Below are 17,437 nucleotides of genomic sequence, written 5' to 3' on the forward strand. Positions count from 1 at the left end.
GTCGAACCTCCTACTAACAGGTGGATCAGCGCGGATGGAACTGCACGGGGTTCAGGATCGGCGGGAACGGGCCAGGAGCCGCTGGATCACGACGACGACCAGCAGGAACGCGCCGCTGACCACCGTCTGGTAGTTGGAATCGAGAGTGCCGACCTGGTTGATGACGTTCTGGATCAGCGTCTTCAGCAGCACGCCGACGAGCGTGCCGACGACGGTTCCCGCGCCGCCGGTGAGCAGCGTTCCGCCGATGACCACGACGGAAATCGCGTCCAGTTCCGTGCCGACGCCGAGCACGGTGACGCCCGATTGCAGATACGCCGCGGTGAGCACGCCGGCGAATCCGGCGAGCGTGCCGCTGAGCGCGTAGAGGGTGATTTTGGTGCGGGCCACCGGAAGACCCATCAGCAACGCGGACTGTTCCGAGCCGCCGAGCGCGAAGACCGACTGGCCGAACCGGGTGCGGCGCAGCAGCAGCCCGCCGAGTCCGAAAAGGACCAAAGCGAGGTACACCGGTACGCCGACGCCGAAGATCTTGCCTTGCCCCAGCCAGAGCAAGGCCGATCCCGGCTCTACTTTGTACGTTGTCGCGCCCTCGTTGGTCAAGGCCAGCAAGAGCCCGCGAGCGAACAACAACGACGCGAGCGTGACGATGAACGGCGCCATTTTGGTACGGGCGATGAGAAGACCGTTGATGAACCCGATCAGTCCACAAACGACCAATGGCAGCAGGATCGCGACGACCAGGCCGTATCGGGAGCCGTACGCGGCCAGCACGCCGCCGAGCGCGTACACCGAGCCGACGGACAGGTCGATCCCGCCGGAGATGATCACAAAAGTCATGCCCAGCGCGATCACTGCCAGGAAGGAACTTTGCAACGCGAGATCGCGCAGGTTGTCCGCAGACCCGAAGCGCGGGAAGGCAAACCACGCAGCGGCCACGCCCAGCACGAGTACTACGGCCGCGCCTTGGCGTTGCAGGACCGCGGCGAACGCGGCACCCCGTTCTGATGGCGGGGCGGCGGTGGTCGCGATCATCGCGTGCTCCGTTCCCGGGCGACGTACACCGCGGCGACGATGATGGCGGCCTGCACCATTTGCGCGGCGGAATCGGGCAGATTGTGCTTGATCAGCGTGGCGTGCACCAATTGCATGAGCAGCGCGCCGAACACCGTGCCGAGCACGCGCACCCGGCCGCCGGTGAGCGGAGTGCCGCCGACCACCACCGCGGTGATCGCGGAAAGTTCCATCAGCAGGCCGAGATCGTTGGGGTCACTCGCGGCGAGCCGTGCGGTGGACAGCACGCCAGCGATCGCCGCCAGCGCACCGGACATCGCGTACACGCCGATCAGGACGCGTTTCACCGGCAGCCCGGCGAGTGTCGCAGCAGGACGGTTGCCGCCGACTGCGACCAGGTGCCGGCCAAACGTGGTGCGCCGCACCAGCAACCCGGCCAGCACGGAGAGAACCGCGGCCACCAGGACCATGATTGGCACGCCGAGGACATCGCCGGTGCCGAGCGCGAGGAAGTCCGGGTTGTGCAGCTGCACCAGCTGTCCGTGCGCGATCACGAGCGCCAGCCCGCGACCGCCGACCAGTAAGGCCAGCGTGGCGATGATCGGCTGAATACCGAGCTGTGCCACCAGAAATCCGCTGAACAGCCCGGAAGCGACCCCGGCGATCAGCGCCACCACGATCACCATCAGCGGGCCCGCACCGAGATACAGCGGGACGAGCGCGGCGGCGACCGACATCACCGAACCGACCGACAGGTCGATGCCCTCGGTGCCGATCACCAGCGCCATGCCGAGCGCGACGATGCACACGGGTGCGGCCTGCACCAGTTGCGTGCGGAAGTTGGCCGCGGAGAGGAAGTTCTGCGTGAACGCGATGTTGAACAGCAGCAGCACGACCACGGCCAGGTACACACCGTAGTTCTGCAGCCAGCTCGTGACGCGGGCGCGGTCAGGTCTCGTCAGTGTCGCCGTCGACATCGTTGTCACCCCCTGCGGCGATGGCCGCCAGCACGTTGTCCTCGGTGACCGCGTCGCCGGCCAGTTCGGTGGCGACGCTGCCGTCGCGCAGCACGACCACCCGGTCCGCGCCGTCGAGAATCTCTTCCAGTTCGGACGAAATCAGCAGGACGCCGAGCCCGTCCTGGGCCAGTTCGTCGATGAGCGCCTGCACCTCGGCCTTGGCTCCGACGTCGATGCCGCGCGTTGGTTCGTCCAGCAGCAGCACTTTCGGCCCGGTAGCGAGCCAGCGCGCCAGCAACACCTTCTGCTGGTTGCCGCCGGACAGCTCGGACACCTTCTGCTCCGGGCTGGACGCCTTGATCCGCAATCGTTCCATGAACTTCTTCACCACCCGGTCCTGTTTGGACCGGCTGACGAAGCCGAAAGTGGACAGTCGCGGCAGCGCGGCGAGCACGATGTTCTCGCGCACGGACAGGTTCGGAATGATCCCGTCCGCCTTGCGATCCTCGGCCAGCAAAGCGATCCCGGCTCGCATCGCGGCGGAGATCTTCCCGCGCTTCAACGGCTTTCCGGCTAGCAGTACGGTGCCGCCGTCGAGCGGGAACGCCCCTACGACGGCTCGCGCAGTTTCGCTCCGGCCAGACCCGAGAAGCCCAGCCAGGCCGACAACCTCGCCCGGCCGAACACTCACCGAAACGTCGTGCAGCTTGTTCCCGCCGGATAAATGAGAGGCCTGCAGTAGCGGTTCCTTCTCCGCATGATGCTCCTCGCCGAACGCGGTGACGCCTTCAGCGCGGATCTGCCGGATCTCCCGGCCGAGCATCATCGACACCAGTTCGATGCGCGGCAACGGCTTCAGCGGTCCACTGTGGACCACGCGGCCGTCGCGCAACACCGTGACGCTGTCGCACACCCGATACAGCTCGTCCATCCGATGGCTCACGTAGAGCACCGAGATGTCGTCGGCGTGCAACCGAGCTAACACGTCGAACAGGGTGTCCACTTCGCGCGGTTCGAGCGACGAGGTCGGCTCGTCCATCACGACTACACCGGCCTTTGTGGACACTGCACGGGCCAGCGCGACCATCTGCTGCGCACCGACCGCGAGCGTGTGCAACGGACGCCGCACGTCGGTGTCGATCCCGTACCCGCTGAGCAACTCGCGCGCCTGCTCGTTCATCGCCGACCAGTCCACCAATCCGGTGCGGGTGCGCGGTTCCCGGCCGAGGAAGACGTTGCTCGCCACGCTCATCAGCGGGACGAGGTTGACCTCCTGGTAGATGGTGGAGATCCCGGCGCGCTGCGCGTCGATCGGCTTGCGGAAATCGACGGGCTCGCCGAGGTGGCGGACCTCGCCCTCGTCCGGCCGGTACACGCCGGTGAGGACTTTGATCAAAGTGGACTTGCCCGCGCCGTTTTCCCCGACCAGCGCGTGGACTTCGCCGCGGCGCAGGCTGAAGGAGACGTCGTCGAGGGCCACGGTGCCGGGGAACCGCTTGGTCACCCCGGTCACCTCGAGCACTGGTGCGGTCATGGTCGCCACCTCGGTGTCGGCCGTGCTCGTCATCAGTACGCGTTCCCGACCTTCTGGGCCGCGTTCGATTCGTCGTAGGAGTCGTCGGTGATGACGATGCTCGGCGGGATCGGCTTGCCGTCCTCGAACTGCTGCAGCGTCTGGAACGCCAGTTGCCCGAACCGCGGGTTCGACTCGATGACCGCGTTGTAGCTGCCGTCCACGATCAGCTGCACCGCGTTGCGCGTGCCGTCGACGGACACGACCTTGACGTCCTTGCCGGGGTTCTTGCCCGCGGTCTTGAGCGCGTTGACCGCGCCGATGCCCATCTCGTCGTTTTCCGCGTACACGGCGGTGAGGTCCGGATGGCTCTGGATCAGCTGTTCCATCACCGACTGTCCCTTGGACCGGTCGAACTCGCCGGTCTGCTCGGCGACCACGGTCAGGCCGGGCGTCTTCGCGAGCTCGTCCTTGAACCCCTTGGTGCGGTCGGTGGTCACGTTGTTGCCCGAGGATCCGAGCAGGATCGCGACCTTGCCGTTGCCGCCGGTCGCCTTCGCCAGCGAGGCGGCCGCGCGGTGGCCCTGTTCGATGAAGTTGGACCCGATGAAGGTCAGGTAATCGGTGCACGCCTTCGACGTCACCTGCCGGTCGATGGTGACCACCGGGACCTTCTTCGCCTTCGCCGCGTCGAGGGCGGGCTGCAGGCCGTCGGAGTTCAGCGGGGCCACGATGAGCAGCTGCGCGCCCCGGTCCAGCAGCGATTTGATGTCCGAGATCTGCTTGTTGAGGTCACTCTGCGCGTTCGTGGTGAGCAGGTGGTCGGCCGGGATGCCGAGCTTGCCCGCCTCGCTGCGGATGGATTGCGTCTCGGCGATCCGGAACGGGTTCGCCTCTTTCTCCGACTGGGAGAAGCCGACGATCGCCGTCTTCGGGTCGAGCTTCGGGTATCCGGTCTTGTCGATGGTGCAGCCGTCGGCGCTCGGCGCGGCGGACGCGGCCGAGGCGGCCGGGCCGGAGCCGTTGCTTTGCGCGGCCGGGGTTTCCTCGCGGCTGGTGCAGCCGGCGAGCACGAGTGCCGTGGCGGCGCCGGCGACCAGAGCGAAGCGGGCAGGGACGGACGGGGACACGGCGGACTCCTCGCAGCCGACGACTGGGGCAACCCGCTCGGCGGCGTGACGCCCGTCACCCCGCTGAGCTCCGGCTATTTTTACATCGTTGGAACAACGTTGTAAACAGGCAAAACGTCGCTACACTACGTGGTCGTCGGGGCTGGTGCCGGAAGCCTCGCGGGCTCGTGATGGGCTCTGGGCGGACGAGATGAGGAGTCAGCGTGGCCGTGACCCTGAAGGACGTCGCTACGCTGGCGGGCGTTTCGGTGAAAACCGTGTCGAACGTGGTGAACGGCTACGCGTTCGTGAAGCCGGAGAACCGGCGACGCGTCGAAGAAGCGCTGGCCGCGACCGGGTACCGGCCGAACGTCGGCGCGCGCAACCTGCGGCGCGGGCGGACCGGGTTCCTGGCGTTGATGGTGCCGGAGTTGAGCATTCCGTACTTCGGCGAGATGGCCGGACTGGTGATCACCGCCGCGCAGCGCCGCGGGTGGAGCGTGCTGATCGAGCAGACGCAAGGGACTCGTGACCGGGAACGGGCCACTGTGGACTCACTGGGTCCGCATTTAGTAGACGGTGCCCTGGTGCATCCCGAAGCGCTCGAAGCAGGCGATTTCCCTGCTGCGGAAGGGAAAATCCCGCTGGTGCTGCTCGGCGAGCATGCGGTGGACGTCGCGCTGGACCGGGTGGCGATCGACAATGTGCGGGCCGCGCACGTCGCGGTGTCGCACCTGGTTTCGCTCGGCCGTCGCCGGATCGCCGCTATCGGCGCGAATCCCCAGCGCGGGACGTCGTCGCTGCGGCTCGCCGGTTATCGGGCCGCGCTGGCGGATGCTGGTTTGCCGTCGGCGGATTCCTTGGTGGAGCCGGTGGCGAAGTATCACCGGGCTGAGGGTGCGGCGGCGATGAAACGCTTGCTGGCAAAGGAAGAACCGCCGGACGCGGTGTTCTGCTTCAACGACCTGCTGGCCGTCGGCGCGTTACGCTCGGCGGCCGAGCACGGTCTTCGGGTGCCCGACGACATCGCGATCGTCGGCTTCGACAACACCGAGGAGAGCGCGTTCAGCCTGCCAGCGCTCACCACGATCTCGCCGGACAAGGCGGCCATCGCCGAGGCCGCGATCGATCTGATCCACAGCCGCCTCGCCGGAACCGAGAGCGCCGCGCCGCGTTCGGTGCAGCCGCCGTTTTCCCTGGAGGTAAGGGAAAGCACGGTCGTTTCCTAGAGCAGTCGCACCGCCAGCACGAGGATCACCGCGCTGGACAGCAAAGCGGTGCCGAGCCGTCCGCGCGGACCGGTCAGACCGCGTCCGAGCAACGCGCCGCCGATGGCGAGCAGCAGTTGCCAGCTGGCCGAAGCGGCGAACGCGGCGGCGGCGAACACGGTGCCGTTCGCCGGTCGTTCGCCGAGGACGAGTGCGGTGAAGTAGATGATGGTGGACGGGTTGAGCAGGGTCAGGCCGAGCAGAGTCGCGTATGCCTTTAGCGGGTGTGGTTCCGTTGCCAGCAAAGGAGTTTCGGCGGATCGATAACGCCGGATAGCCCGGACAGCGGTCCACGTGGCGAGCAGGAACAGGGCGACCGCGGAGGTCAAGCGCAGGGGCGTGGTGATCGGGGCGAGCAGCGGGGCCAGCGCGGCACCGCTGGTGGTGGCGAGAACGGCGTAGACGCCGTCCGCGGTGGCCACGCCCATCGCCGCGGCCGCCCCGACCCGCCACGACGTGCGCGCGGTGAGCTCGACCAGATACACGCCGATCGCACCGACCGGCATGGCGATCCCGTACCCGGCAACAAGCCCCGCGACCAGCGCGGCGCTCATCGGACGGCCTGGCTGGTCCCTTCTTGAGCCGTCTGCTGCTTGCCGCGGGAGGCAAGACAGCGGGACGGGGAACGGCGCGCGGGTTCGGTGGTCATGGCGGGAATACTCGGCTGTCCGATCGGGACTGGGCAACTGAATTTCCGCCGTGCCAGGATGGGCGGATGCCGGTTGAACTGCCTGTTCCGCTCGTGGTCCGGTACCGGGCGGTGGATCGGGAAACGGTGGGCTCCGCGCTGGTGGACACCCCGCGACACCTCGACGCCCTCGCCGAGGACATCGCGCGGCACGGAATCCGCACGCCGTTGCGGCTCGGGTTTTGCGAGGAGTTCGGCACGCTGGACGGCAACCATCGGATCGCAGTAGCGCTGCGGCTCGGGCTGGCGACGGTGCCGGTCACCGTGGTCTGGGAGCCGCGAACTCCGCGCCCCGGACACGCGCGACCGATGCAGGCGGCGGATTTCGAGGTCCTTAAAGCCGCTGCGGGGAAGTAGCCGCTACTCGCCGCGGGTAGCGATCTTGTCGATCACCGTCGCCACCGCCTCCGGCTGGGACAGCAGCGAGTAGTGGCTAGCCGCCAGCTCGACACAATCAGCCCCAGCCCGCTCAGCTAACCAGCGCTGCAGGTCCGGGTGGAGAATCCGGTCCTCTGTGGACACTGCGTAGGCCGTCGGCAGATCGTGCCAGGCACCAGGACCCGCGGGTACCGCGAAGCATTCGGCGCGAGCGCGTCGTTGCACCGAGGCCAGCGCGGCGGCTCGTTCGGGAGCCACGTCGGCGGCGAAGCCGTAATGGAAGCGATCCGGGTCGATCGACGACCACCCGTCCTCGCGGAACACCATCGCGTCGTTGCCGGGAGAGTCCGGGAACTTGCTGTTCAGCGAAGGCACGTTCTCGCCCTCGTCCGGGACATACGCCGCGAAGTAAGCCAGGGCGTTGACCTGCGGATTGTCCTTTGCCGCACCGGAAATCACCGCGCCGCCGTAGGAATGACCAGCCAGCACGACCGGGCCGCCGAAGGTCGTGATCTCCCGGCGGACCTCGGCGATGTCGTCCGCGAGCGAGGTCATCGGCAGGTGTGCCGCGCGGACCCGGTGTCCTTGCCGATGCAGCGCCGGAATCACCTCCAGCCACGCCGACCCGTCGCTCCAAGCGCCGTGAACCAGAACGATTTCCGCCATGAATGCCTCCCTTTCGTCTGAAGGCAAGCCAACCACCGGCGGCGTCCGGGGTTTCGCTGTCGCGGCGGAAAGAGGAGGATTCCGACCTCAACCCGGGCCCGAACGGCGCTATCTGACAAGGAAGCCTTGACAGCGAAGCGGCGGCCGGGACGCGCCCGGCCGCCGCTCGCTCAGCCGATCAGCCGACCGGCACCTGCTCGTAGATCCGCTGCTGCGGTCCGGCCGCCGCGCGGATTCCGTTGACCCACAACCGCTGCACCCGGGACGCTTCCTGCGAGTTCGGGTTGGCGTTGTGGCAGGACGGGCCGGGGCCGCCGCCCGACATCAGCTCCGAGCACGGGCCCGAGTAGTGGTCCGGCAGACCGAGCGCGTGGCCGGTCTCGTGCGCGGTGATCCGCGTGTTGTCGTACTGGCGGGCCTGGGTGTAGTCGATGAAGATGGTGCCGTAGCCGTGTCCGTCGGTCTGCGCGTACGACCCGCGCGGGTCGTTGCCCTCGACGTACCGCAGCGAGGCCCCGGACGAGCGCTCGACCAGCTTCACGTTGGTCACCGCGCGGTTCCAGTTCGCCGCGCCCGCGTTGATCGCGGCCCGGAACGACGGCGCGCCTGCCGTCGAGTAGTAGACCGTGGTCGCCGCGGCGACGGAAGGAGCCGGAGCAGCGACTGCTACGGCGCCGACGAGCGGCGTGGCGGCGACGGCGAGTGCGACCGCGCCGGACAGCACGAACTTCCTGGACATAAGAAAGCTCCTGGGGGATTGGGGAGTTTGCCGGGTTTGCGCGCGCTCAACCCAAAGTAGGCAGAAGCTCCCGGAATGTGACCCCCCATTCGTACGGTCCGGTAACTGGTGATTTCCCACCACTAACGACGGGTTGACAAGCCGTTACCAGGGCTGCATCTCGTCGTCGTCCTCGCCGGCGGCGCGTCGGCGGTGCGGGCCGGACGTCGGCCGGGGCGGTTCGGGCGCGGCCGGGGGCGGCGGGGTGGTGCCGGGAGGCGGCATCGGCGGACGGCTGTGGGTCGCGCCGGCCGGCGGCGGCATCGGGCGGCCGAAAGCGGCGCTGCCCGGCGGAGTGGTGCTGCCCGGCGGAGGTCCCGGGTACCGCGCGGGCGGTTCGGACCGCGGCGGCTCGGCCGGGGGTTCCGGCTCCCGCTCTTCCTCCGGCTCCGGCAGGTACGACTTGACCACGTTCATCATCTCGCTGTCGCCGGCGATCGGCTCGAACGCGTCGATGACGTCGCGCGACACCTGGCGCTGCGCCTTGCCGTAAGCGTCCATGATCGAGGCGGTGAGCCGGGCGCCACCGTGCCGGAGGGCGCGGTCGTCGATCTCGAGGTTCTTGAGCGTGCCGTTCGGGGCGACCGAAACCGACACGAGCCCGTCGCCCGATTTGGCGCGGCCCTCCGCGGTGCTCAGCGTCTCCTGCAGGGCAGCGCTTTTGGCCTGCATCTCGTCAATCCGCCGCTGGAAGTCGTCCAGCCACCCCTGATCGTCCACCGGCGAACGCTATCGGCCGCCCCCGCCCAGTTGGTGAACCTCGGATGGCTGCCGGGCGACGAAACGATCGACATCCGCGGCGGGCCGGAGCCGGATGAGGCAACGCGAGCGGTAACAATGGGCAAGTGTCCGAAGAAGTCCAGGCCCGCACGCGCAACCGCTGGGGCGAGGGCGAACGGCTGCGCGGGGAAATCCTCGCCGCGGCCAGCAGGCTCCTGTCGGAACTCGACGGCGAGGACGCGCTCACCATCCGCGGGGTCGCCCGCGCCGTCGGCATCGCCCCGGCCAGCATCTACCAGCACTTCAGCGACCGGGCCGCGCTCGTCACCGGGCTCGCCGAGTACGAGTTCGGGCGGCTGCGCGTCGCGATGGACGCGGCCGAGTCCCGAGTTCCCGCCCGCGACGCGGTGGGCCGGGTGCGCGCGCTGCTGCACACGTACTGCCGGTTCGCGATGGCCAACCCCGGCCACTACCGGCTGATGACGGCCAACGGGGCCAGCCGGCCGTCCCCGGAGGTCCGGCCGCACGGTCCGGCGGTCGATCTCGTCGACCGGATCACCGCCGCGTTCGCCCGCTGTGCCGAGTCCGGCGCCGAGCTCCGCGTGCCCGCCGAACGGGCCGGAGTGATCGCGTTCGTCGGCGCGCACGGCCGCGTCGCGCTGTTCCATTCGACCGGAAGGCAGCCGGGCGGAGACGAAGTGGTGAGCTTCGCCGACGAGCTGCTGGCGCTCATTTTCGCTTGAGCCACGGGCGTTTTCTCCCCGTTTGCCACGCTCGTCCACGGCCATCCCAGTGATCTTGAGCCGCACTGCTGGGCAATCGTTCACCACAACGCCTAACATGTGTTCAGTAAGTATCCGAACACTCGTTTGGTGACTTCTCCTCCAGGAGGCTGTGATGCCGGAGGCCCGGCCCGTAGAGCAATTCCCGATGGCCCGCGGGCGCTGCCCGTTCGATCCGCCGCCCGAGCTCGACCGCAGGCTGCGCGACGAGCCGGTGTCGCGCGTGCGGATCTGGGACGGCAGCGAACCGTGGTTGTTCACCCGCTACGAGGACGTTCGCGCGCTGCTCGCCGACCCTCGGGTGAGCGCCGATCCGGACCGGGCCGGCTATCCGCCGCAGACGCCGGGGATCAAGGCGCGGCGCAGCCGGTTCAAGTCGTTCATCGGCATGGACGAGCCGGAGCACGCCGCCCAGCGCCGGCTGCTCACCGGCGATTTCATGGTGAAGAAGATCCAGGCGATGCGGCCGCGGATCCAGCAGATCGCCGACGAACTGCTCGACGAGATGCTGGCCGGTCCGAAACCCGCCGACCTCGTGCAGGCGTTCGCGCTGCCGGTGCCGTCCTTGGTGATCTGCGAACTGCTCGGCGTGCCGTACGACGATCGCGACTTCTTCCATCGCTGCAGCAAGGTCCTGGTCTCCCGGGAGGCGACCGCCGAAGAGTCGCTCGCGGCGGCGGGGGAACTGCAAGGCTATCTCGGGCGGCTGGTCGAGAAGAAGATCGACGATCCGGCTGACGACGTGTTCAGCAGGCTCGCGACCGGACCGGTCGCCACCGGAGCGATGACCGTCGAGGAAGCGGCCGCGATGGGGCAGCTGCTGCTCGTGGCCGGCCACGAGACCACGGCGAACATGATCGCGCTCGGCACGGTCGCGTTGCTGGAGAACCCGGACCAGCTCGCCGCGGTCCGCGACGGCGACGACGCCTTGCTCGCCAACGCGGTCGAGGAACTGCTGCGCTACTTGACGATCGTCCACTCCGGACGCCGCCGCGTCGCGCTCGAAGACCTGGAGATCGGCGGGCAGACCATCCGCGAGGGTGAGGGCCTGGTCGCGGCCACGGACGTCGCCAACCGCGACGAGACGCAGTTCCCCGAGCCGGACAAGCTCGACGTCACCCGCAAGGCGCGCCACCACGTCGCGTTCGGCTACGGCGTGCACCAGTGCCTCGGCCAGCCGCTCGCGCGGGTCGAGCTGCAGGTGGTGTACCGGACGCTCTACCGGCGGATCCCGACGCTCCGGCTGGCGACGCCGGCGGACGAGCTGAAGTTCAAGCACGACATGGTCGTCTACGGGGTGCACGAACTCCCCGTGACCTGGTGAAAGGAGTCGCGAGATGAAGGTGGTCGTCGACCAGTCCCGCTGCGTCGGGGCCGGGCAGTGCGTGCTCGTCGCGCCCGAGGTGTTCGATCAGCGCGACGAGGACGGGATCGTGGTGCTGCTGCAGGAAAATCCGCCCGCGGAACTGCACGCGCAGGCGAAGGAGGCGGCTCAGCTCTGCCCAGCGCTCGCGATCGAGGTGGACGGCTGAGCCGGCGGCCCCGGCGGTCCTTTATCCTGTAAGGAGAAAGGGGTCGCCGGTGGTCGTGTTCGCGGGGCAGGGCGACGCCCGCCGTTCGATGGAGCTGTTGTGGCGCGCGGGCGTCGAATCGCGCAGCGCGCCGGGGCCGAAACCGGCGCTGAGCGTCGACCTCATCGTGGGCGCGGCGATCGAACTCGCAGACGCTGAGGGCATGTCGGCGTTGTCGATGCGCGCGGTCGGGGAACGGCTCGGGCGCACGGCGATGGCGCTGTACACGTACGTGCCGAGCAAGACCGAGCTGATCGACCTGATGTGCGACCAGGTGTTCGGCGATCTGCGCGACGACCACGACCTGTCCGGCGGCTGGCGTCCCGCGCTGGTGTCTTTGGCCGGCGACCTGTGGGACTTCCATCTGCGCCACCCGTGGCTGCTGCAGGTCTCCTACGCGCGCCCAGTGCTGGGTCCGGGGGAGTTCCGGATGCAGGAAACGGTGCTGCGGGTGCTGTTCGCGACCGGCCTGCCAGCCGGTCAGGTGCGGCGGCTGGTGGCCGCGCTGCTCAACGTCGTGCGCGGCGCTGTGCAGATCGCCGCCGAATCCCGGCTGGCGTTGAAGGAAACCGGACTGTCCGATGAGGACTGGTGGCGAGCGCGGACGTCCGCGCTCGGCGAGCTGGCTCCCGATCTGGCTGAGCGGTACCCGCATGTCGCGCGGCTAGGCGAGGAGAGCGCGCCGCCACCGCCCGCCGGAGTGTCCTATTTGGAGCATGAAGCGCGGCTGAGCTTTGAAGCCGGTGTGGCGGTGCTGGCGGACGGCATCGAGGCGGCTATCGCTTGCGCGCCTCGATCAGATACCGCGTAGTCGTCGCCACGAACGGCCCCTTCTGCAACTCCTCGTGCAGCTCGCGCAGCCGGGGCAGGTATTCGGCCACCGTAAACCCCGGAACCATCCAGATCACCTTGCGCAGGAAGTAAATCACCGCACCGATGTCGTGGAACTCGGTGCGCAGCTCCTCGAAGCGCAGGTCCACGACCTCAAGCCCGGCCTTCTCCGCTTCGGCCTTCGCACGGTCTGGATGCCTGCTGTTGCGAACCTCCGGCGTCTGCGGCCCGAGAAAGTACTCGACCAGCTCGAACACACTCCACGGCCCCACGTGCTGCGACAGATAGCTGCCGCCAGGTTTGAGGACGCGGGCGATCTCGTCCCACCAGACCGTCACCGGATGCCTGCTGACCACCAGCTCGAACGTGTTGTCCTGAAACGGAAGCGGCGGCTCGTCGGTGTCCGCGACGACGGTCGCACCGCGAGGTTCGAGCAGCGCGGCGGCCTTCTCGAGATTGGGCGGCCACGATTCGGTGGCGACCGTCAGCGGTGGCAGCACCGGAACGCCTGCCAGGACTTCACCGCCGCCGGTCTGGATGTCCACAACGGACTGGACGTCCCGCATCCGCTCGCCGATCAGCCGCTGATACCCCCAGGACGGCCGCTGTTCGCTGGCCCGTCCATCGAGCCACGAGAAATCCCAGCCGTCCACGGATACCGACGAGGCCTCGTCCACCAGTTCGTCGAAGGTGCGCATCCGGTGATCGTCACAAATTCGGCTCGGACGGGCCACTCGATTTTCGTTGCGGCGCCGGCGGCACCGGTTTGGCCGCGACCACCGCGGCCAACGGGACGACAACCAGCCCGCGTTTGGTCTCGACAGTGCAGGTCTCGGCGTCGCGAGCGCGGAGCGGGCCGAGGGCGTCGGTGAATCCACCCTCGATCCGGTATCGCACGACGACCCGCGTGCCCAGCGGGAGTTCAGTCAGCGGAGTCACCGCGACAGGTGTGCGTTGAGTTCGTCGTCGCTCGGTTCCACGAGGTGGCTGCCGTCCGCGAAGACGATGGTCGGGATGCGGCGCGCGCCGTCCTGCAGCTGGCGTACGCGGGCTTCGGCGGCGGGGTCGGCCTCGACGTCCACGTAGTCGTACTCGACACCCTTCGCGTCGAGCAGCGCGCGGCTGCGTTTGACGTCCGGGCACCAGCTCGCGCCGTAGACGATTGGGTTGCTCATGACACTACCTCCGAGGGGACGACAGCGGTTTTGTCTTTGGCCGCACCGGGTTCCGGATGGCCGAGGAACGTGAGCCAGTCGCGGAACACGCGGTGCACGGCCTCTGCGCCGACGGGTTCGCCGGGCGCGGGGAATTCTCGCGGATGCAACAGGAAGCCGCGCTGCTGCGGTCCGCCGAGACCGCCGTGTGAGCCGACGTGCCGTTCGAACGGCGAGGACTGGTCGGAGTCCGCGTCGTACCGGCTGTTGATCATGATGTCCGCGCAATGCGGGAAGCTGTCGACGCGCTGGACCAGCTCAGCGGCGTACGGTCCGTAGTCGGCCAGCGGATCTTCGCCGATCACGATGCCGGTCGCCAGCCGCTTCAAGCCGTCGCGGCCCAGCACCACCGGGCCGAATTCGCGGCTGCGGACCAGCAGGAATCCGACGCCGTCGTGATCGACCAGGGTCGGCAGCAGGTCCGGGTATTCGCGTTCGATCGTCTCCAGTTCGACCCGGCCCTCGTGTTCGGTGAACGACACCATCGCCAGGTGCCCGGACACCACGGCGACCACTCCGGGAGCCACGCGGGTGACCTGGCCCGGCGAGCCGGTCGCGGTGCGCGGCCGGTTCTCGGCTCCTTCCGCGCCTTCGACCCGGGCACGCAGCCGTCGCGCGATCAGACCGCCGGTCGCGGTCGCCTCGGCGAGGGCGGCGTTGACCTGCCAGCTTTCCGCCTGCCGGCGCTTTCCTTGCTCAGCAACAGGTTCGCCGCCGCAGAGCCGTCCGACGAGCGCCTCGACGGTCTCGCCGAACCGGTCGACGAACGCCTGGCCTTGAGTCTGTCCGTGATCCGACAGCCCGACGATGTGGTACTTCCGCGGCGAGAGCCGACCGGCTCGCAGCAGCCGCGCGAACTGCTGGTCGATCGAGCGCAGCACCTCCAGCGTGTCGAACCGTTCGATGCCGGAGTGGTGCGCGACCTCGTCGTAGCCGAGGAAATCGGCGTACACCACGGGCCGTCCGGCGAGCATGTCGCCGATGATCGCGGACACCACGACGTCGCGCGCGATCACCGTCGTGCCAGGCCGGGCGAGCGGGTAGACGCCGCCGCGCGGGATCCGCGGCAGGACGCCGGCGCGCCGTTGTTTGGCCGCCGCGGACAGCTCTCGGACGACGTCGGCGAGCGCGACACCGAAGGTGCGTAACACGTTGACCGGGTTGGCGAAGTAGGCGCGGTACCCAGCGCCGACGCGGTCCCGGCGACGCTTGCGCGGCGTGAGGACCGGCACCGAACTCATGGTCAGGCTGACGTGCGGGGCGTCGCCGGAGAAGAGGTTGCCGTGGCTCGCGCCGCCGATCGACAGCAGGCCTTGTCCGTCGCTGTGCCGCCGCTCGATCTCGGCCGCGTCGGACGGATGCGCGCACGCCATGACGTGGTCGCGATCCTTTTCGTACCAGCGGAAACCGAGGATGTCGTGGTTCGAACCGTGCAGGATCCCGCAGACGCTCGCGCCGGTCTGCGAACTCCAGTCGGTGTGCCAGCGGGTGAGCGAATGCGTGTCCTCGGACAGCCACTTGGCGAAGGTCGGCATGTCGCCGTCCCGGACAGCGCGGCGGACGGTGTCGTAACCCAGCCCGTCGATCTGCAGGAAGACCACGCCGGGCGGCTGGTCGGCGAAATCGGTGCGGTGCTTCGCTTTCCGCCGGCGGCGCGCGGCACGGCGGAAGAAGATCTCGTCCTCGTCGACGGCGAGCACGCTGGAGATCACCGCGCCCACCGCGGACATCGCGACGGTGATGACGACCGCGGTGGAGAACCCGTGCAGCTCAACCCCGGGCACGGCCTGCAGGATCGCCAGGGCAGCGGCGCTGAGCAGGATGTACGTGCCGACGCCGAGGGTGAAATACGCGATCGGCCACGCCACCCGGACCACGAGCGGCCACACCACGGAGACGAGCAGCCCGAGGATCAGCGCGCACACCGTCGGCTGCCACCAGGACTGCATCGTGAACCCGTCGAGCCACGCGTCGAGCAGCCGCAGCGCTCCGGTGACCGCCACCCAGACCAGCAGGACCCGCGCGACGACCCGGCCGCCGCGCAGCAACCGGCCCTTCGCCGGAGCAGGGTTCGTCATCGATGTCCTCCCGTCTGGTTGGCCGCCCGTTTCCTGGAGATCAGCGTGGTCAGCACGGTCACCAGCAGCACCAGGACGGTGGCGAGCAGCGTCGCGATGAGCGGCGAGTCGAAGATGCCGCCGCTGAGGATGCCGAGCAGCGAGTACGCCACTGCCCACAGCACGCAGGCCAGGAGGCCGGACGGCAGGAACTTGCGCCAGGGGTAGCCAAGTGTGCCCGCGGCCAGCAGGACTGGGATGCGTCCGGCGGGTACCAGACGGCCGATCACCACGAGCTGCCAGCCGCGTCTCGCGAATTGCTCTCGGCCTTTCGCGAGGCGTTCGGCTTGCTGGCGTCGTTCTACGAAGCGCAGCAGTGGTTCGCTGCCGAATCTCGGGACGGCGAAGGTGATCACGTCGCCCAGGTACGCGCCGAGTACTGCCAGCAGGATGACCAGGGGGAGCGAGAGATGGTCGGTGGTCATCGCGACCGCGGCCGCCGCGCCGACGACCGCGCCGGTCGGGACGATCGGGATGACGGAGCCGAGCAGTACTCCGCCGAACAGCGCCGGGTAGCCGATCGCTGACGGGTCTGTCCAGTTCACCCGCGCTCCTTGCGGGCCGGGAACAGGACGTCGGAGCCGGGGCGGGTGTGCAGGACCTCGGTGTCCAGTCCTAGGCAGCGGACGTGGTGCGCGAAGGTGCGCGGGGGTTCCACGAGGAGCCGGCGCATTTTGGCCGTGCGGTGGAGGCCAGGGAGGGCGAGGGTGCCCCAGTGGACGGGCACTGCCGTGCGGGCCCGGAGGAGGGCGGCGGCTTGGGCGGCTCGTTCTGGGGTGAGGTGGCCTGGGCCGAGGTTGGGGCCCCAGCCCCAGACTGGGAGCAGGGCTACGTCTACTGGGCCTAGGTCTGCCATGCCGGGGAAGAGGTCGGTGTCGCCTGCGGAGTAGATCCGCTGGTTGTCGGCTTCTAGGAGGTGGCCTAGGGCTGGGCTTTGCGGGCCGTGGGTTAGGCGGGGGCCCCAGCGGTGGCCTGAGTGGATCGCTTCGGTGGCGGTGATTTTTAGCGGGCCGGAGGTGGTGGATTGGCCTGGGGAGAGTTCTTCTACCTCGGTGAAGCCGCGTTTGGTTAGCCAGCGGCCTGCGCCTCGGGGGACGACGATTCTTGTGGCTTTGCCTAGGAGGTTGAGGGAGGGGAGGTGGAGGTGGTCGCCGTGGAGGTGGGAGATGAGGACGATGTCTACTGCTGACCAGGCGGTGATGTCCGGTTTGGGGACTACCCGGGTTAGGGGGCCGATCCAGCGGGTTAGCACTGGGTCGGTCAGGGCGACTTGCCCGGCTAGTTCCACGCGGGTGGTCGCGTGGCCTAGGAAGTGGAGGTTCGGGCTGGTCACGGTGTCGAGTATTGCTGGATGTTCCGGGAGATGCTCGGTGGAGTGGTGGGGGGCACCGTTTTGAGGGGTCGGCTCGTCGCCTGGCGGCGACATTGCGCGCCTTGGTTGCGTGGGGCACCCCGAAGGTTGATTGTGCTGACGGTCTGGGGGTGCTTGTCAAGGCGGGAAAGATGCCTTGACAAGCACCCCCAGACCGCAGGGAGGCTTCGTATCGGGGTTGGGGGAGGGGCTGGGTGCCTCGATAGTTGGGTGCAGCGGTGCGGGTTGATTGGGTGGGAGAGCCGGGTGCCTCGATCGTGGGTGCGCTGGCTGCGGTTTGGGTGAGTGGTGTGCGCGGCTGAGTGGCTGGTTGCGTTGGGTTCGCGGGTGGGGTTTAGCGCCCCAATGTGGCATTGGGTGCATCTGACGCACCGAACGCCGCATTGGGTGCGTGCGGCGCACCGAACGCCGCATTGGGTGCATCTGACGCACCGAACGCCACATTGGGTGCGTGCGG

The 17,437-nt window shown here is 68.6% G+C and carries 20 protein-coding genes; 6 read left to right on the plus strand and 14 right to left on the minus strand.

The annotated features are described in order from the left end of the window. Window positions 1-51 precede the first annotated feature (51 nt). The 4 genes from ABD156_RS09005 to ABD156_RS09020 are packed head-to-tail and all read right to left on the minus strand — an operon-like array spanning window position 52 to window position 4,616. Complete coding sequence (locus ABD156_RS09005; RefSeq protein WP_344269009.1) at window positions 52-1,035, minus strand: ABC transporter permease; 984 nt, start codon at window positions 1,033-1,035, stop codon at window positions 52-54. Continuing rightward, entirely contained in the window at window positions 1,032-1,991 is a 960-nt protein-coding gene (locus ABD156_RS09010; RefSeq protein WP_344269012.1) for an ABC transporter permease, read from the minus strand. The genes ABD156_RS09005 and ABD156_RS09010 overlap by 4 nt, the downstream gene beginning before the upstream one ends. Then, a complete protein-coding gene (locus ABD156_RS09015; protein WP_344269015.1) occupies window positions 1,963-3,540 on the minus strand; it encodes a sugar ABC transporter ATP-binding protein in 1,578 nt (525 codons plus the stop codon). The genes ABD156_RS09010 and ABD156_RS09015 overlap by 29 nt, the downstream gene beginning before the upstream one ends. Further along, entirely contained in the window at window positions 3,540-4,616 is a 1,077-nt protein-coding gene (locus ABD156_RS09020; RefSeq protein WP_344269018.1) for an ABC transporter substrate-binding protein, read from the minus strand. Before ABD156_RS09020 ends, ABD156_RS09015 begins: the two co-directional genes overlap by 1 nt. Before the next feature lie 203 nt (window positions 4,617-4,819). Here ABD156_RS09020 and ABD156_RS09025 point away from each other — a divergent pair, with 203 nt between their 5' ends. After that, complete coding sequence (locus tag ABD156_RS09025) at window positions 4,820-5,824, plus strand: LacI family DNA-binding transcriptional regulator (protein ID WP_344269021.1); 1,005 nt, start codon at window positions 4,820-4,822, stop codon at window positions 5,822-5,824. On the opposite strand, the gene ABD156_RS09030 is transcribed toward ABD156_RS09025, so the two are convergent. Then, the gene (locus ABD156_RS09030) at window positions 5,821-6,417 is read right to left on the minus strand and encodes a LysE family transporter (protein ID WP_344269024.1); all 597 of its coding nucleotides are present in this window, start codon (window positions 6,415-6,417) and stop codon (window positions 5,821-5,823) included. The two genes, ABD156_RS09025 and ABD156_RS09030, sit on opposite strands and share 4 nt — an antisense overlap. 161 nt (window positions 6,418-6,578) lie before the next feature. Between ABD156_RS09030 and ABD156_RS09035 the strand changes: the two genes are divergently transcribed. After that, complete coding sequence (locus tag ABD156_RS09035) at window positions 6,579-6,908, plus strand: ParB N-terminal domain-containing protein (protein ID WP_344269027.1); 330 nt, start codon at window positions 6,579-6,581, stop codon at window positions 6,906-6,908. Between the two features lie 3 nt (window positions 6,909-6,911). Here ABD156_RS09035 and ABD156_RS09040 read toward each other — a convergent pair whose 3' ends face one another. The 3 genes from ABD156_RS09040 to ABD156_RS09050 form a co-directional block, all read right to left on the minus strand. Further along, window positions 6,912-7,595, minus strand: coding sequence for an alpha/beta fold hydrolase (locus ABD156_RS09040; RefSeq protein WP_344269030.1), 684 nt, complete (start codon window positions 7,593-7,595; stop codon window positions 6,912-6,914). 178 nt (window positions 7,596-7,773) lie between these two features. Next, the gene (locus tag ABD156_RS09045; RefSeq protein ID WP_344269033.1) at window positions 7,774-8,334 is read right to left on the minus strand and encodes a snapalysin family zinc-dependent metalloprotease; all 561 of its coding nucleotides are present in this window, start codon (window positions 8,332-8,334) and stop codon (window positions 7,774-7,776) included. A 144-nt stretch (window positions 8,335-8,478) separates the two neighbouring features. Continuing rightward, a complete protein-coding gene (locus ABD156_RS09050) occupies window positions 8,479-9,093 on the minus strand; it encodes a YbaB/EbfC family nucleoid-associated protein (RefSeq protein WP_344269036.1) in 615 nt (204 codons plus the stop codon). A gap of 125 nt (window positions 9,094-9,218) precedes the next feature. Here ABD156_RS09050 and ABD156_RS09055 point away from each other — a divergent pair, with 125 nt between their 5' ends. The 4 genes from ABD156_RS09055 to ABD156_RS09070 all read left to right on the plus strand — a co-directional run bounded on the left by ABD156_RS09055 (window position 9,219) and on the right by ABD156_RS09070 (window position 12,257). Next, window positions 9,219-9,836, plus strand: coding sequence for a TetR/AcrR family transcriptional regulator (locus tag ABD156_RS09055; RefSeq protein WP_344269039.1), 618 nt, complete (start codon window positions 9,219-9,221; stop codon window positions 9,834-9,836). 154 nt (window positions 9,837-9,990) lie between these two features. Next, complete coding sequence (locus ABD156_RS09060) at window positions 9,991-11,199, plus strand: cytochrome P450 (RefSeq protein WP_344269042.1); 1,209 nt, start codon at window positions 9,991-9,993, stop codon at window positions 11,197-11,199. A gap of 13 nt (window positions 11,200-11,212) precedes the next feature. After that, window positions 11,213-11,407: a ferredoxin gene (locus tag ABD156_RS09065; RefSeq protein WP_344269044.1), complete on the plus strand. Its 195-nt coding sequence runs from the start codon at window positions 11,213-11,215 to the stop codon at window positions 11,405-11,407. Between the two features lie 49 nt (window positions 11,408-11,456). Next, on the plus strand, window positions 11,457-12,257 hold the full coding sequence (locus ABD156_RS09070; RefSeq protein WP_344269045.1) for a TetR/AcrR family transcriptional regulator: 801 nt from the start codon (window positions 11,457-11,459) through the stop codon (window positions 12,255-12,257). Here ABD156_RS09070 and ABD156_RS09075 read toward each other — a convergent pair. The 6 genes from ABD156_RS09075 to ABD156_RS09100 are packed head-to-tail and all read right to left on the minus strand — an operon-like array spanning window position 12,223 to window position 16,941. Further along, window positions 12,223-12,975, minus strand: coding sequence for a class I SAM-dependent methyltransferase (locus tag ABD156_RS09075; protein ID WP_344269046.1), 753 nt, complete (start codon window positions 12,973-12,975; stop codon window positions 12,223-12,225). The two genes, ABD156_RS09070 and ABD156_RS09075, sit on opposite strands and share 35 nt — an antisense overlap. A gap of 10 nt (window positions 12,976-12,985) precedes the next feature. Next, window positions 12,986-13,216, minus strand: coding sequence for a putative acetyltransferase (locus ABD156_RS09080; protein WP_344269049.1), 231 nt, complete (start codon window positions 13,214-13,216; stop codon window positions 12,986-12,988). Continuing rightward, complete coding sequence (locus ABD156_RS09085; protein ID WP_037361625.1) at window positions 13,213-13,452, minus strand: glutaredoxin family protein; 240 nt, start codon at window positions 13,450-13,452, stop codon at window positions 13,213-13,215. The genes ABD156_RS09080 and ABD156_RS09085 overlap by 4 nt, the downstream gene beginning before the upstream one ends. Then, complete coding sequence (locus tag ABD156_RS09090) at window positions 13,449-15,569, minus strand: phage holin family protein (protein ID WP_344269055.1); 2,121 nt, start codon at window positions 15,567-15,569, stop codon at window positions 13,449-13,451. The genes ABD156_RS09085 and ABD156_RS09090 overlap by 4 nt, the downstream gene beginning before the upstream one ends. Further along, complete coding sequence (locus tag ABD156_RS09095) at window positions 15,566-16,153, minus strand: DedA family protein (protein ID WP_344269058.1); 588 nt, start codon at window positions 16,151-16,153, stop codon at window positions 15,566-15,568. The genes ABD156_RS09090 and ABD156_RS09095 overlap by 4 nt, the downstream gene beginning before the upstream one ends. After that, a complete protein-coding gene (locus ABD156_RS09100; protein ID WP_344269061.1) occupies window positions 16,150-16,941 on the minus strand; it encodes an MBL fold metallo-hydrolase in 792 nt (263 codons plus the stop codon). Before ABD156_RS09100 ends, ABD156_RS09095 begins: the two co-directional genes overlap by 4 nt. Window positions 16,942-17,437: the final 496 nt, after the last annotated feature.

The sequence above is a fragment of the Amycolatopsis albidoflavus genome, assembly GCF_039525725.1.
GTDB lineage: Bacteria > Actinomycetota > Actinomycetes > Mycobacteriales > Pseudonocardiaceae > Amycolatopsis > Amycolatopsis albidoflava.

Bases quoted from the DNA above. Each gene is read 5' to 3' on its own strand.
- ABD156_RS09085 (WP_037361625.1), bottom strand. From the start codon at position 13,452: ATGAGCAACCCAATCGTCTACGGCGCGAGCTGGTGCCCGGACGTCAAA.
- ABD156_RS09030 (WP_344269024.1), bottom strand. From the start codon at position 6,417: ATGAGCGCCGCGCTGGTCGCGGGGCTTGTTGCCGGGTACGGGATCGCC.
- ABD156_RS09065 (WP_344269044.1), top strand. From the start codon at position 11,213: ATGAAGGTGGTCGTCGACCAGTCCCGCTGCGTCGGGGCCGGGCAGTGC.
- ABD156_RS09015 (WP_344269015.1), bottom strand. From the start codon at position 3,540: ATGACGAGCACGGCCGACACCGAGGTGGCGACCATGACCGCACCAGTG.
- ABD156_RS09060 (WP_344269042.1), top strand. From the start codon at position 9,991: ATGCCGGAGGCCCGGCCCGTAGAGCAATTCCCGATGGCCCGCGGGCGC.
- ABD156_RS09045 (WP_344269033.1), bottom strand. From the start codon at position 8,334: ATGTCCAGGAAGTTCGTGCTGTCCGGCGCGGTCGCACTCGCCGTCGCC.
- ABD156_RS09075 (WP_344269046.1), bottom strand. From the start codon at position 12,975: ATGCGCACCTTCGACGAACTGGTGGACGAGGCCTCGTCGGTATCCGTG.
- ABD156_RS09005 (WP_344269009.1), bottom strand. From the start codon at position 1,035: ATGATCGCGACCACCGCCGCCCCGCCATCAGAACGGGGTGCCGCGTTC.
- ABD156_RS09035 (WP_344269027.1), top strand. From the start codon at position 6,579: ATGCCGGTTGAACTGCCTGTTCCGCTCGTGGTCCGGTACCGGGCGGTG.
- ABD156_RS09010 (WP_344269012.1), bottom strand. From the start codon at position 1,991: ATGTCGACGGCGACACTGACGAGACCTGACCGCGCCCGCGTCACGAGC.
- ABD156_RS09040 (WP_344269030.1), bottom strand. From the start codon at position 7,595: ATGGCGGAAATCGTTCTGGTTCACGGCGCTTGGAGCGACGGGTCGGCG.
- ABD156_RS09090 (WP_344269055.1), bottom strand. From the start codon at position 15,569: ATGACGAACCCTGCTCCGGCGAAGGGCCGGTTGCTGCGCGGCGGCCGG.